15 protein-coding genes and 1 pseudogene are annotated in these 13,541 nt (G+C 64.8%); 7 read left to right on the top strand and 9 right to left on the bottom strand.

The window, feature by feature from the left end:
- Positions 1 to 177 precede the first annotated feature (177 nt).
- Genes K0M74_RS02805 through K0M74_RS02795 form a run of 3 tightly spaced genes read left to right on the top strand, consistent with a single transcriptional unit; the run spans position 178 to position 1,720 of the window.
- Entirely contained in the window at positions 178 to 798 is a 621-nt protein-coding gene (locus K0M74_RS02805; protein ID WP_293967690.1) for an FMN-binding negative transcriptional regulator, read from the top strand.
- Complete coding sequence (locus K0M74_RS02800; RefSeq protein WP_293967688.1) at positions 795 to 1,031, top strand: hypothetical protein; 237 nt, start codon at positions 795 to 797, stop codon at positions 1,029 to 1,031. The genes K0M74_RS02805 and K0M74_RS02800 overlap by 4 nt, the downstream gene beginning before the upstream one ends.
- On the top strand, positions 1,028 to 1,720 hold the full coding sequence (locus K0M74_RS02795; RefSeq protein WP_293967686.1) for an ATP12 family chaperone protein: 693 nt from the start codon (positions 1,028 to 1,030) through the stop codon (positions 1,718 to 1,720). Before K0M74_RS02800 ends, K0M74_RS02795 begins: the two co-directional genes overlap by 4 nt.
- A gap of 30 nt (positions 1,721 to 1,750) precedes the next feature.
- Here K0M74_RS02795 and K0M74_RS02790 read toward each other — a convergent pair whose 3' ends face one another.
- From K0M74_RS02790 to K0M74_RS02780, 3 genes are read right to left on the bottom strand one after another with little or no spacing between them, the layout of a single operon-like run.
- Positions 1,751 to 2,554: a crotonase/enoyl-CoA hydratase family protein gene (locus K0M74_RS02790; RefSeq protein WP_293967684.1), complete on the bottom strand. Its 804-nt coding sequence runs from the start codon at positions 2,552 to 2,554 to the stop codon at positions 1,751 to 1,753.
- A 13-nt stretch (positions 2,555 to 2,567) separates the two neighbouring features.
- Positions 2,568 to 3,176 carry a 2-hydroxychromene-2-carboxylate isomerase gene (locus K0M74_RS02785; RefSeq protein ID WP_293967682.1) on the bottom strand — a complete coding sequence of 203 codons (609 nt, stop codon included), beginning with the start codon at positions 3,174 to 3,176 and terminating at the stop codon, positions 2,568 to 2,570.
- Between the two features lie 2 nt (positions 3,177 to 3,178).
- On the bottom strand, positions 3,179 to 4,711 hold the full coding sequence (locus tag K0M74_RS02780) for an acyl-CoA synthetase (RefSeq protein ID WP_293967669.1): 1,533 nt from the start codon (positions 4,709 to 4,711) through the stop codon (positions 3,179 to 3,181).
- A gap of 224 nt (positions 4,712 to 4,935) precedes the next feature.
- Here K0M74_RS02780 and K0M74_RS02775 point away from each other — a divergent pair, with 224 nt between their 5' ends.
- The gene (locus tag K0M74_RS02775; RefSeq protein WP_293967666.1) at positions 4,936 to 6,468 is read left to right on the top strand and encodes a class I adenylate-forming enzyme family protein; all 1,533 of its coding nucleotides are present in this window, start codon (positions 4,936 to 4,938) and stop codon (positions 6,466 to 6,468) included.
- A gap of 33 nt (positions 6,469 to 6,501) precedes the next feature.
- Here K0M74_RS02775 and K0M74_RS02770 read toward each other — a convergent pair whose 3' ends face one another.
- The 6 genes from K0M74_RS02770 to crtY all read right to left on the bottom strand — a co-directional run bounded on the left by K0M74_RS02770 (position 6,502) and on the right by crtY (position 11,862).
- Positions 6,502 to 7,020, bottom strand: coding sequence for an ATP-binding protein (locus K0M74_RS02770; protein ID WP_293967663.1), 519 nt, complete (start codon positions 7,018 to 7,020; stop codon positions 6,502 to 6,504).
- Positions 7,017 to 7,586, bottom strand: coding sequence for a nicotinamide riboside transporter PnuC (pnuC, locus tag K0M74_RS02765; protein WP_293967660.1), 570 nt, complete (start codon positions 7,584 to 7,586; stop codon positions 7,017 to 7,019). Before pnuC ends, K0M74_RS02770 begins: the two co-directional genes overlap by 4 nt.
- The gene (locus K0M74_RS02760; protein WP_293967657.1) at positions 7,583 to 8,542 is read right to left on the bottom strand and encodes a phytoene/squalene synthase family protein; all 960 of its coding nucleotides are present in this window, start codon (positions 8,540 to 8,542) and stop codon (positions 7,583 to 7,585) included. Before K0M74_RS02760 ends, pnuC begins: the two co-directional genes overlap by 4 nt.
- On the bottom strand, positions 8,542 to 9,123 hold the full coding sequence (locus K0M74_RS02755; protein WP_293967654.1) for a TIGR00730 family Rossman fold protein: 582 nt from the start codon (positions 9,121 to 9,123) through the stop codon (positions 8,542 to 8,544). Before K0M74_RS02755 ends, K0M74_RS02760 begins: the two co-directional genes overlap by 1 nt.
- Before the next feature lie 100 nt (positions 9,124 to 9,223).
- Complete coding sequence (locus K0M74_RS02750; protein ID WP_293967652.1) at positions 9,224 to 10,708, bottom strand: phytoene desaturase; 1,485 nt, start codon at positions 10,706 to 10,708, stop codon at positions 9,224 to 9,226.
- A complete protein-coding gene (crtY, locus tag K0M74_RS02745) occupies positions 10,705 to 11,862 on the bottom strand; it encodes a lycopene beta-cyclase CrtY (RefSeq protein WP_293967649.1) in 1,158 nt (385 codons plus the stop codon). Before crtY ends, K0M74_RS02750 begins: the two co-directional genes overlap by 4 nt.
- A gap of 45 nt (positions 11,863 to 11,907) precedes the next feature.
- Between crtY and K0M74_RS02740 the strand changes: the two genes are divergently transcribed.
- The 3 genes and pseudogenes from K0M74_RS02740 to K0M74_RS02730 all read left to right on the top strand — a co-directional run.
- Entirely contained in the window at positions 11,908 to 12,660 is a 753-nt protein-coding gene (locus K0M74_RS02740) for a sterol desaturase family protein (RefSeq protein WP_293967646.1), read from the top strand.
- Complete coding sequence (locus K0M74_RS02735; RefSeq protein WP_293967643.1) at positions 12,605 to 13,015, top strand: DUF2141 domain-containing protein; 411 nt, start codon at positions 12,605 to 12,607, stop codon at positions 13,013 to 13,015. The genes K0M74_RS02740 and K0M74_RS02735 overlap by 56 nt, the downstream gene beginning before the upstream one ends.
- A 33-nt stretch (positions 13,016 to 13,048) precedes the next feature.
- Positions 13,049 to 13,541: pseudogene (locus K0M74_RS02730) on the top strand (apolipoprotein N-acyltransferase); the annotation flags it as partial.

Below are 13,541 nucleotides of genomic sequence, written 5' to 3'. Positions count from 1 at the left end.
AGCGCGGCGCGGCGAGCGCCGCGGGCGCACCCCCGACAGCAAGCCGACCGACATAGCCGGGAAATAGGCAAAAAAAAAAGCGAAGGCGGGCAAGTCCGGAAAACCGGCGGCCAAGAAACCGGCTGGCAAAAAGCCGAGTGCCAAGAAGCATCCGGCGCGTCCCGCCAGACCGACCTGATGCACCCGAACTCTGCCTTCCGGCCGCGGCAGGACGACCTGGCCGAGCTGCTGGTCCGCGAGATCGGCTTTGCCGCGGTCTTCGCCGCTACCCCCGACGGTCCGCGCGTCGCGCATGCCCCGGTGGTGCTGAGCGACGATCGGGCCACGCTTCAATTCCACCTTGCGCGCGGCAATGCGCTGACGCGGCACTTGGATGGTTCGACAGCGCTTGCGGTGGTGCAGGGGCCGGACGCCTATGTCAGTGCCAGCTGGTATGAAGCGGCCGACCAGGTGCCGACATGGAATTATGTTGCGATCGAAATGGAGGGTGTCGTCAGCAAGCTCGACGATGCCGCCCTGATCGCGCAGCTCGACACGCTGTCGGCCGCCCATGAGGCGCGTACCGGCGCCAATCCGCCATGGACGCGCGACAAGATGAACCCGGCGCTGTTCAGCAAGATGACCGGCGCGATTACCGGCTTCGAACTTCGCATCACCGCGTGGCGACCGACGATCAAGCTGTCACAGAACAAATCCGCCGACGAACGCGACCGCGTCATCAAGGGCATAGAGGCGACGGGTCATGGCGCTCTGGCGCAGTTGATGCGCCATCTCGGCGACGATAAGGGGCAAGCATGAACCAAGCCGACGACGCACTCGCCAAAAAACGATATTTCGCCATTGTCGCGATGCGCCTCGCTGGTGCGTTGCTCGTGCTGATCGGCTTCGTGCTGATTCGCGGCGGCTGGGAACTGGCGGGGCAGCCGACCGACCGCTGGATCGGCGTCGCGCTGGTGTTGATCGGCGCTTTCGATTTCGCGGTGATGCCGCGGTTGCTCGCACGCCGCTGGCGCTCGCCCAAGAACCTGTGAAGCGCTTCTGGAAAGACGTCGCGATCGTCCCGCAGGACGGTGGCTGGGGGATCGCGCTCGACGGGCGACCGATGCGCACCCCGCACCGCGCGCCGCTGATTGTGGCGAGCGCGATGCTTGCCGAGGCGATCGCGGCCGAATGGCAGGCGCAGGGCGACACAATCGATCCGCGTGCGATGCCGATGACCGGGCTCGCCAATGCCGCAATCGACCTTGCCGCGCCCGACCCGGCGGTGTTCGGCGAACCCGTCGCCGCCTATGCCGCGACCGACCTCTTCTGTTACCGCGATGATCGCGATGCAGCGTTGCAGGCGGAGCAAGTCGCGGCGTGGAACCCGATCCTGGCTTGGGCGGAAACGCAATTCGGTGTCGAATTCATCATCACCCAGGGGATCCTCCCGGTCGATCAGCCGCCCGCGACCGTCGCCGCGCTGCGCACCGCCACGCTCGCGCATGACCCGTGGCGGATGACGGCGCTGACCCCGCTGGTGACGATCGGCGGATCGCTGGTTGCCGGGCTGGCCTGCACCCAGCAGGCGTTTGACCCCGAACATTTATGGGACGCGGTCAGCCTCGACCAATTATATCAGAAACGCCGCTGGGGCGCCGATGCCGAGGCGCAGACGCAGCGCGCCGCGCACAAGCGCGACTGGGACAATGCCGTGCGGTTTTTGGGGTTTCTCCACTAAACGTCGCCACCGCAGAGGCGGGGCGACGAGCTAATCAGCGAAATTCGGCTTCCGCTTCTGCATCCCCGCCATCACCGCCTCCATCTGGTTCGGGGTCCGGATGACCTTCACCTGCTCGTCGCTTTCGGCCTGCAAAATCTCTGCGTCGGTCGCATCGGCCAGCATGTTGCACAGCCGCTTGGCGCCGCGGATCGCATGCGGATTCTTGTCGGCGATCACCGCGGCCAGCTCCATCGCCCTTGCCAGCGGATCGTCGGAGACATGCGTCGCAAAGCCGAGCAATTTTGCTTCAGACCCGTTGAATTCGCGATTGGTATAGATCATCTCGCGCAGCACATCGTCGGCGACCTGCGTGCGCCACAACGCCATCCCGGCGACGTCGGGAACCAATCCCCAGCGCATTTCCATGATCGCGATCCGCGTGTCGGGGTGGACGATACGGATGTCGGCGGCGGCCATGATCTGGCTGCCCGCGCCGAACGCCACGCCATGCACCGCGGCGATCACCGGCACCGGCAGTTCGCGCCAGCCCCACGCCGCATATTGCGGACCATTGGCAATCCCGTGCGCGCGTTCGTTCAGACTGCCGCCGGTGCTGCTCGTCCCGGGTTCTCGCTCTCCGCCCAGGCTGGCGAGGTCAAGTCCCGCGCAAAAGGCGCGGCCCTCCCCCGACAGGACGACGACGCGCAGGCCGGACATCGCCTTGAGCGTATCGATCGCCTCGGTCAGCGCCGCCCACATCGCAGGGTCGAGCGCGTTCATCTTGTCGGCGCGGATCAGGCGGACGTCAGCGATGCCGCCGTCGAGCATGGTGATGGAAATACGGTCTTTCACGGGATTAGCCCTTTCAGCGTTTCAAAGCGGTTTCGACGAGCGGAAGCTGGTCATTGCCGAAATACATGTCGTCACCATCGACGAAGATCGTCGGGGATCCATAACCACCGCGCGCGATGACTTCCTCGGTATTAGCGCGCAGCCGCGCCTTGACCGGATCGGTCGCGGCCGCCGTGCGGATAGCGGCGCCGTCAAGCCCCGCCTCGGTCGCCACCCGTTCGAGCACATCGGGATCGTCGAGATTCTCCTGCGCACCGAAATAACTCGCGAACGCCGCGCGGGCGAAGGCGATCAGTGCCGCCTGATCATCCTCGAGCGCACAGCAAAAGCGCATCGCGGCGATGCTTTTCGCTGGATGCCATTGCGACGGAAAGTTCATCGGCACCCCGGCAAGCAGCGCCCAGTCCTTCAGAACCTTCCAGCTATGCTGAAGCCGCCGGTTATCGGCCTGCTCGCGCGCGGCATAGACGGCGGGGTTGACTGCATTAAACACCCCGCCGACGAGGATCGGCCGGTACATGGCGGTCGCCCCCGTACGCTCAAGCGGGCCGGGCAGATTGTGGAAAGCAAGGCAGGTCCAGGGCGACGAAAGATCGAAAAAGAACTCGACGCGCGCGGTCATGCTCAGAACTCCGCCTTCGCCTTGTCCCAATATTGATCGCGCAGCAGCCGTTTGTAGAGCTTGCCCGTGTCGTGCCGCGGCAGCGCCTCCATGAATTCAATGCGGCGCGGGATCTTTACGCCCGACAGTTTCTCGCGGGCATAGGCGATCAGTTCGCCCCGGAATTCGTCGTTCGCGTCAGCCATATCGGCAGGCTGGATCACCGCGATCACCTCTTCGCCCATTTCGTCGTGCGGTCCGCCAACCACGGCAACGTCGGCGACCTTGGGATGGGTGACGAGATGGTTTTCAATCTCCTGCGGATAGACGTTCACCCCGCCGGTAATGATCATGAAGCTCTTACGGTCAGTGAGGTAAAGGAAGCCTTCGACGTCCACTTTGCCGACGTCGCCGAGGGTCGACCAGCCCCTGCTGTTGCGACTCGAGGCCGTTTTCTCGCTATCGCCATGATATTCGAAGACGTTTTCGCTTTCGAAGAAGACCGTTCCTTCTTCATTGGGACCAAGTTCGGTCTCATTATCCTCGCCCATGATATGGACCGCGCCGAGAATCGGGCGGCCGACGGTGCCCTTGTGGGTCAGCCAGTCGGAGCTCGAGACAAAGGTCATGCCATTGCCTTCCGACCCGGCATAATATTCGAAGAGCACCGGCCCCCACCAGTCGATCATCGCCTGCTTGACCGGAATCGGGCATGGCGCCGCGGCGTGGATGGCAACCTTCAACGAGGTGGTGTCGTAGCGCGTGCGGACCTCTGCAGGCAGCTTGAGCATTCGGACGAAATGGGTCGGCACCCACTGGCTGGAATTGACGCGATATTTTTCGATATGAGCCAGCGCCGCCTCGGGATCGAATTTCTTCATCAGGACGACGGTCCCGCCCAGCCGGTGGATCGTCATCGACCAGCGCAGCGGCGCGGCGTGATAGAGCGGCGCGGGCGACAGATAGATGCTGTCCGAATTGATCTGGAACACCGCCGAGGCAAGCATGACCAGGCTGTTCGTCGCGTCGATCGCGCGTTCCTCGGGCAGCGGCACACGCACGCCCTTGGGCCGCCCGGTCGTCCCTGACGAATAGAGCATGTCGACCCCGGCGCGCTCGTCGGCGACAGAGGTCGCGGGCATTGCGGCGACCGCATCTTCCCACCGCGCCCAGCCGTCGATGTCGCCGCCCATCGCAAAGCGGGTAATCGTCGTGGTCAGCTGCTGCGCCGCGGCGCCCAGGCTGGCCGAAACGACGAGCATCTTTGCGCCTGAATTTTCGAGAATGTAATCGGTCTCGTCCTGCGTCAGCCGCGACGAGATGCAGACATAACGTAGCCCCGAGCGCTGCGCACCCCACGTCAGCCCGTAATAATGCGGCGTGTTTTCGAGCATGAAGGCGACGACATCCTCATGCCCCAGCCCATGCGCGCGAAACAGTTGCGCGGCGCGGTTCGACGCCGCGTCGAGCTCACCATAACTGATCGCTTCACCCGTTTCGGCAACGATGATCGCGGCTTTGTCGGGGTTGTTGCGGGCATGAACGGAAGGGTGCATCGGGCCATCATCTCCGGGAATCGTTGGTTTCTTATGTCCCAGATCAGTAGCAAGCTGAAACTTTTGGTCAAGCGAGGGGAAGAAAACGCGCGCCTTCTGTCGCCCCCGCCCCTTGATCGGGCCGCGACCGCAAAGCATAGCCCTGACCTTCCCCTCGCCCCTCTCGATGACCAATGCCCCGTACCCGGCATTGCGCGATGCCGCGCCTGTGCTAACCCCGCAGCATGACCGTAGCCCAGATGCTCGAGAGCGACTTCGCCACCCTGCCCGACCTTGTCCGTGCCCATGCCGCGGAACGTCCCGATGCCGTAGCGGCTGCCGACCCGGCGCGGCGGCTGAGCTGGTCCGAACTGGACCAATTGGCCGACCGAATCGCGGCGCGCTTGCAGCAGGATGGGTTTGCGAAAGGCGACCGCACCGCGATTGCCGGCCTGAACAGCGTCGAACAAATGGCCGTCATCATCGGCACGCTGCGCGCAGGCGGCGTCGCGGGACTGGTGACCAACAGCGCCACCGGCGAGCAGATGGCGGCAATGATCGCCGATACCGGCGCGCGCCACCTGCTCCTCGACAATGCTGCGAAGACGAGCCTGGAAGGTCAGGTCATCACGGCGAGCGACCTGATCGCGATGGACGGCAGCGATGCGGGGACGCCCCTCGAGGTCTGGCTTGCGCTCGCCGATGCCAAGCCGACGCCCGTCGTGATCCGGCCCGAAGACGGCTTCAACATTATCTATTCGTCGGGTACCACCGGCACGCCCAAGGGCATCGTCCACAGCCATGCTATGCGCTGGCAGCATATCATTCGCGGCGCCCCGGCTTACGGTCCCAACGCCGTGACGATCCTGTCGACCCCGCTCTATTCGAACACGACGATGGCAAGCTTCATGCCCACCGTCGGATCGGGCGGGCAGACTGTCTTGATGAAGAAATTCGACGCCCGCGGATTCCTCGAACTCGCGGCGCGCGAGCGCGCGACGAACACGATGCTGGTGCCCGTGCAGTATCGACGCATCATGGCGCTCGACGATTTCGAGAGCTTCGACCTCTCCAGCTTCGTCGTCAAATATTGCACCTCGGCGCCCTTCCCTGCGGCGCTCAAGGCCGATGTACTGGCGCGCTGGCCCGGCGGGCTGGTTGAAATATATGGGATGACCGAAGGCGGCGCGGCGTTCATCCTTGAGGCGCATCAATTCCCCGACAAGCTCCACACCGTCGGCAAGCCCGCGCCGGGGCATATCGCAAAAGTGATCGACGAGGACGGTAACGAACTACCGCAAGGATCGGTCGGCGAAGTCGTCGGCCGCTCGCCCGCGATGATGACCGGTTACAACAACCGCCCCGACGCGACCAAGGCGATGCACTGGTACGATAGCGACGGCAATCTCTTCTATCGCCACGGCGACATCGGACGAATCGACGAGGACGGCTTCCTGACCCTGATGGACCGCGCCAAGGACATGATCATTTCGGGCGGCTTCAATATCTTCCCGAGCGATCTGGAAGCGATCCTGCTTGCCGACGACCGCGTCGTCGAGGCCGCCGTGGTCGGGATGCCGAGCGAAGAATGGGGCGAAACCCCGGTCGCGTTCGTGGTGCTAAAGGACGGCGACGACGCCGAGGCAGTGCGCGCCGACTGCAACGCCAAGGTAGGCAAGACGCAGCGGATCAGCGGCATCACCGTCGTGGAGGAACTGCCGCGCAGCCCGATCGGCAAAGTGTTGAAGCGGGAATTGCGCGACGCCTACGCCGCCTGATCCTCCCCATGGCTTCGCCGCAGCGAGGAGAGATCACCCCAACCGCGCCGCCTTTATCGCCGCCAGCGCGCTTTGCAGGCGCGCGTCGCCTCCGCCCCGGACCCAAGCCCATTTGAGCTTGCGCCGTTCGAGCTCGCCGATCGCGACATCCATGAACTGCCGCCGCGCCAGGTCGCTGCCGAACAGGCGGGTGCCGTCCTCCTGCCACTCCAGGTCCATCGCCGGCACCAGGTAAAGGTCGGCGGTATCATTCCACTGGTCGATTTCGGGCAAGCGGCGGCCGAGCAGCATGATCGCCCAAGCCTGCGTCATCAACGCATCGGTATCGGAGATCAGCCAGTCGGGGTTTCGCGCCAGCGCTTCGCGGGTGGCCGCGATATGGCCGTCAAAAATCGCCAGTAGGTCGATGTCGTCGAGATCGGTACCATTGGCCTCGGCATAGGTGCGGCCATATTCGGGAACGACGAGCCCGCCGAGCCGCAGCGCGAGGCGCGGTGCCAGCGTCGATTTGCCGGTGCTTTCGGCGCCATGGAAACAAATATGGTGCGTCATAACGCCACGCTGCCCGTTGCCGCGGCGCGGCGCCACTGGATCAGCCCGTCGATCGACAGGCCAAGCAGCACGACATAGACCGCGCTGGTGGCATACAGACCGCGCGAGGCGAAGAGCGGGATCGCGATCAGGTCGACGACGATCCACAGATACCAGCTTTCGACCCGACGCCGCGCAAGCAGCCATTGCGCGGTGATGCTGAGCATCGCGATTGCGCCATCGATCCAGGGCGCCACCGCATCGGTGTAGCGATCCATCGCAAAGCTCCACGCTACCCATGCGACGATCGTCACCGCGGCCCAAGCCTGACGCGACGCCCCGTCCATCCAGCCGACCGGGACGCCGCTGTCATTGCGGGCGCGCAGCCAGCTGGCCCAGCCGTAAAGATTGAGCGCAAAGAAAAAGCCCTGCAAAACCGTGTCGCTATACAGCCGCGCGTCATAGAAAACGACGGCGTAAAGGCTGACCGCGATGAGCGCGAAGGGATAATTCCACACGCTGCGCAGCGCGACGAGCGCGACGTTGATCAGGACCAACGCCGCGGCCAGCCATTCGATCTGCGTCACGTCGGCGCATCCAGCCGTGGACGCGTCCACAATCCGTCGCGGCTGATCCGGTGGCCCGGCGGGCGCCGCAGCACCGACCAGCCCGCGCGCGCGATCCAGCCGAGTTTGGCGAGCCGCGTCGTGCTGGCGCGGTGGTCCCACGCATGGTCGCCGCGCGCGCGCACTTCGCGTGCAATGTCGCCATAGATGCCCGCCGCCGCGAGGACCGCCCAGCGGCTGCGCGGCGGCAGTTTGCGCGCGCCCCAGCGCGCCGATGCTTCATATTCCGCGGCCATTTCGGCGAGCCATTTCGCCATCACCGACAGGCGGCCGCGAAAGGCAGGGTGCATGTGCTGGCCCGGCGGGATGTCGAGTTCGACGATCCATTCGATCGGCAGGTAACAGCGGTCGGCGGCGGCATCCTCGGCCACGTCGCGCGCGATGTTGGCGAGCTGGAAGGCGATGCCGAGGTCGGAGGCACGGTCGAGCGTCGCCTCGTCGGCAGGGTCGACCCCCATCACCAACGCCATCGCGACCCCGACCGCGCCCGCGACATGATAGCAATAGCGCAGCAGGTCGGCCTCGCTGCGAGGGCGCCAATCGTCGGCGTCCAGCGCAAAGCCCGCGATGATGTCGTCGATGACGGCGCGCGGGATCGCCACTTCGGTCAGCAGATAGCCGAGCGCGTCGAATGCCTGGTCGCCCGTCGGCTGCCCGGCAAAGGCGGCGTCGGTGAGGGTGCGGATGCGCGCGAGCGCGGCCTGCGCATCATGGTCGTGCGACATCGCGCCGCCATGGTCTTGGCCGTCGGTCAGATCGTCGGCGGCGCGGCACCAGGCATAGAGCAGCCAGACGCGTTCGCGGGTTTCGCGATCGAACAACTGGCTGGCGAGCGCGAAGCTTTTCGAGCCACGCGCGATGCTGTCGCGCGCGAAACCGTGGAGGGCGTGCGCGTCATAGACCCCCGCCGCGTCCATTACAGATCGTCGGCCTTCATCGCAAAGATCGGCGCATGGGGTTCATAAGTCGCCATCTTGCCCAGCAGATCGTCGAGCCCGGCGTCGACGATCATGATCCCGGCGTGCGCGGGGCGAATGAAACCGACCTCGATCATATTCTGGTTGAACGCGATCAGGTCGTTGTAGAAGCCTGCCGCGTTGAGCAGGCCGACCGGCTTGCTGTGATAACCGAGCTGCGCCCAGCTGATCGCTTCCCACAATTCGTCCATCGTGCCGACGCCGCCAGGGATGGTGAGGAAACCGTCGGATAGGTCGGTGAACATCTTCTTGCGTTCGTGCATGCCGCTGACGACGTGCAATTCAGTGCAGCCGCGGTGCGCCACCTCGGTACCGACCAGCGCGTCGGGGATCACCCCGATCACCTCGCCGCCGGCTTCGAGTGCGCTGTCGGCGACCGCGCCCATCAGCCCAAGGCGCCCGCCGCCATAGACGACGCCGATGCCGCGCTGGGCCAGCGTGCGGCCAACATGGCGCGCGGTTTCGATATAGATTGGATCGGCAGGGGTCGCGGACCCGCAATAGACGGCAAGACGTTTCATAAACTTTCCCTTACCCGTTCGTGTCGAGCGAAGTCGAGACACCCGGCGTCAATTCCAGCCTGATGGGCCTCTCGACTTCGCTCGATGCGGACGGTTTCTGTTATTCCGCGCCTTCCAGCATCAGCTTTGCGGTCGCCTTGGCGCTCCCGACCACCCCTGGAATTCCCGCCCCCGGATGCGTCCCCGCGCCGACGAAATACAGGTTCGAAATCACATCATCGCGATTATGCGCCCGGAACCACGCGCTTTGCCACAGCACCGGCTCCAGGCTGAACGCGCTGCCGAGATGCGCTGACAGATCGCGGCCGAAATCGGCAGGGGTGTAGTGGAAGCTGGTCGCGAGATTGGCCTTAAGTCCCGGCAGCACCCGCGCCTCGACCTCGTCGAGGATCGCATCGGCAAATTGCTGGCCGAATGCGCCGTCCCAGTCGACCTTCGCCTTGCCCAGATGCGCGACCGGGGCGAGGACGTAGAAGGTCGAATAGCCGCCCGGCGCCATCGCCTTGTCGGTCGCGGTCGGGTGGTGGAGGTAGAGCGAGAAGTCATCGGGCACAACGCCGTTCTTGTAAATGTCGTCGAGCAGCCCCTTGTAGCGCGGACCGAACAGGATGCTGTGGTGCGCGATGTCCGGATACTCGCCCTTCACCCCGAAATGGACAACGAACAGCGATGGCGACCAGCGTTTGCGCGCAAGCGATTTCGCGGCTTTTTTGCCTCGCGGATGGTCCGACAGCAGCGCGGCATAATTGTGCATCATGTCGCCGTTCGAGGCGATCATGTCCGCTTCGGCGCGCCAGCCGCTCGCGGTCTGCACCGCGGTCGCGCGGTCGCCCTGCGTTTCGATCTTGGTCACCGGGTCGGCGAGGCGGAGCGTTCCGCCCAGCCGCTCGAACAGCGCAACCATGCCCGCGACCAGCTTGTTGGTGCCGCCGCGCGCGAACCACACGCCGCCCTCTTTTTCGATGGTGTGAATCAGCGCGTAGATCGAACTGGTGTTCATCGGATTGCCGCCGACGAGCAGGGTGTGGAACGACAGCGCCTGCCGCAATCGTTCGTCCTGCACATAGGATGACACGATCGAATAGACGCTTCGCCAGGCCTGATATTTCATCAGCGCCGGGGCCGCCTTGATCATCGAGGCGAAGTCGAGGAAGGCCGCCGAGCCGAGCTTGACATAGCCCTCCTCATACACCCCCTTTGAATAGGTCAGAAATTTTTCATACCCCGCGACGTCGGCGGGATTGAGCTTCGCGATTTCGGCATTCAGTGCCGCTTCGTCGTTCGAATAATCGAAGTTGGTGCCGTCGGGCCAGTTGAGCCGGTAAAAGGGCATCACCGGGTCGAGCGTCACATCGGCGGCCATGTCCTGCCCGCTGAGCGCCCATAGTTCCTGAAGGCACGGCGGGTCGGTGATCACCGTCGGCCCGGCGTCGAAGGTGAACCCCTGCCGCTGCCAGTGATAGCCGCGCCCGCCCGCCTTGTCGCGCGCCTCGACGATCGTCGTCGCGACCCCCGATGATTGCAGCCGAATGGCGAGCGCGAGGCCGCCAAAACCGGCGCCGATAACAATAGCGCTACGCGTCATTTCCAGTCCAGTCTTGCAAGCGCCGCAATTGCGCGGCGTACAGATACGGGCGGCTTGCCCGACAGGATGCGTAATTTGTCGGCAGTGTTCGACCGCCCCGCGTAGAAGCGCGCGATCAGGCCGGGCGCGAGGCCGTAAAATCGCTGAAAGATTCGGTAACGCTCGCCCGGATCGGCGGCGCGGAACAGCATCGCACCGAGCATTCGGTAAAAACGCTGGCGGCGCCATGACGCTGCGGCACGCGCGCGCAGCCGCACCCCTAGATCGCCGCGATCGATCAGCGCGGGCAGCGCCGCCGCGGTGCGCACTGCATCGGGCAGCGAATAGCCTGTCATCGCGTGGAACACCCCAGCGCGCACCCCGATCCGCGCCGTGCGGTCGATCGCGGGCCACAGCCGGTTGAAATCGCCCGCAACGACGACGGGCAGCTCACCGGTTTCCTCGCGCGTCACTGCGGTGACATTCCACTGCCGCCGCGCCGCATAGGTCGCGATCCGGTGGCGTACTGCGTCGACGTCCAGGTCTGCGCTGTCGCTATAATAAGTGTCCTCGACAAAGACCGTCTGGGCATCAAAGGGCAGCAGATAGACGAAACGATAGCCGTCCAGCTGCTCAACCGTCGCGTCCATAACGAGTGGACGCTCGATGCCATGCCCACCCTCGACGGTCAGCGCCTGCCCGACGAATTTCTGCCAGCCACAATCGAGCATCGAAGTTTTACCGGTGCCGCGCGCGTCGATTACATGCTTTGCCGACAGCCGCCCGCCGCGCGACAGCAGCACATGATCGGGCGCGACATGCTTCGCCTTGTCAGCAATGATCCGCCCCGCGGGCAGCGCCGCGGCAACTGCCTCGGCGAGCGCCTCGCCGGTGATGCTCTTATACCCCATCCGCACCCGGCGCTCGCGCGCCGGAAAGGCGACATCATAGCTGTCCCAATGGTAGCGGACGAGCGGCGCGACGAGCCAGCGATCGCGCTTGGCAATGTCGCTGTCGAAGAAAGACCAGATATGATTGCCGCCGATCGCATCGGGTTCGATCAGCCGCACATCGAGCGCGGGGCGCTTCGCCGCGAGCGCCAGCGCCGCGAGTCCGCCCGCCAGCCCGCCGCCGACGATGGCAATGTCGCAATAATCGGGTTCGGACGCGGTCATCCGTCCGCCCTAGCCGCCGCGCGCGCAGGCGGCTAGGGCGGACGGATGACCGCGATCATTTTCTCTGCGCTGGCGATGACGCTGATCGTCGGGGTCCGATATCTGCTCAGCAGCGGAGGCTTTGCCCTCGCGACCCGGATCAAACATCCCGGCCTTTATCGCGGACTCGAACCCCAGATGCGCCGCGAGATCGGCTGGAGCCTCGCCAGCGCCGCGATTTACGGGATTCCCGCAGGGGTAGTCGCGTGGGGTTGGCAGGCGCATGGCTGGACGCGCATCTATACCGACGTCGATGCCGTTCCGCTCTGGTATCTGCCGGTCAGCCTGCTCGCCTATCTGCTCGCCCACGACACATGGTTTTACTGGACGCACCGCTGGATGCACCGGCCGCGGCCGTTCCGCATCGCGCATGCGGTGCATCACGCAAGCCGCCCGCCGACGGCCTGGGCGGCGATGAGTTTCCATCCGGTCGAGGCGCTGACTGGCGCGGTCGTCATCCCCGTGCTGGTGTTTCTGATCCCGGTCCATGTCGCGGTGCTGGGGCTGGTGCTGACGATCATGACGGTCATGGGGGTCGGCAATCATATGGGATGGGAAATGTTCCCGCGCGCGCTTGTTCATGGACCAGTCGGGCGGTGGCTGATAACCGCAACGCATCACGAGCAGCATCATGCCGCTTACCGGGGGAATTATGGCCTGTATTTCCGTTTCTGGGACAAGATTTGCGGCACCGATATTGGGCTTGGCGATTTTGCCGCTGCTCACCGCCGCAGCGAGCGCGCCGCTGCCGACGGTTGATGTCAGCGTTACCGGGTTGCGCAGCACCAAGGGACAGGTGCTGGTGTGCCTGACCGCCAACCCCAAGGCCTTCCCCGACTGCAGCAAGGACAAGGCGTCGGTGCGCATCGCGGTGAAAGCCGCGAACGCGGGTCATTTCAAGGTCGCCGCCCCCGCCGATGGCACCTATGCCATCGCCCTCGTCCACGACGAGAACAGCAATAACAAGATGGATATGGCGCTGTTCATGCCCAAGGAAGGCTTCGGCTTTTCACGAAATCCCGCGATCGGGATGGGCGCGCCCAAGTTCAAATCGGCAAGCTTTGCAGTTACCGGCGACACGCACCAGGCGATCAAGATGAAATATATGCTCTAGTGAGTACCGCGGCGCCCGGCTAAAGGAGCGCGCGTGACCGCGCTATCCCCCCGCATTGCCGCTTTCGCCGACCGCTGGCCCAAGCTGATTGCCCTCGCATTGGGCGCCGTTTCGGCAACGGGATTTGCTCCGCTAAATCTGTGGCCGTTGACGCTGCTCGCGCTCGCGGGCTGGATGGCGCTCGTTGCGCGCAGTCCCAAGGGCTGGCGGACGTTCGGGATCGGCTGGGCATTTGGGGTCGGACATTTTGTCGTCGGGCTGAACTGGATCGCGACGGCGTTCACCTATCAGGCGGCAATGCCGGCTTGGCTGGGGTGGATCGCGGTGGTGTTGCTGGCGCTGTATCTGGCGGTGTATCCGGCATTGGCAGCGTGGGGGGCATGGCTTTTTGTTCCTCCCCGGAACGGGGAGGGGGACCGCCGCGAAGCGGCGGTTGAGGGGTGGCCACCACGCGGGAAGGAGCCGGGGTGCGCCCCCGCCGGGGGGCCGGTGGGGCGCCCTAACCCCCGTGCCGGGGGGGTTTGGG

Source organism: Sphingopyxis sp. (assembly GCF_019459305.1).
In the GTDB taxonomy this organism is placed as follows: domain Bacteria; phylum Pseudomonadota; class Alphaproteobacteria; order Sphingomonadales; family Sphingomonadaceae; genus Sphingopyxis.
This window is presented reverse-complemented; position numbering and strand designations above follow the sequence as displayed.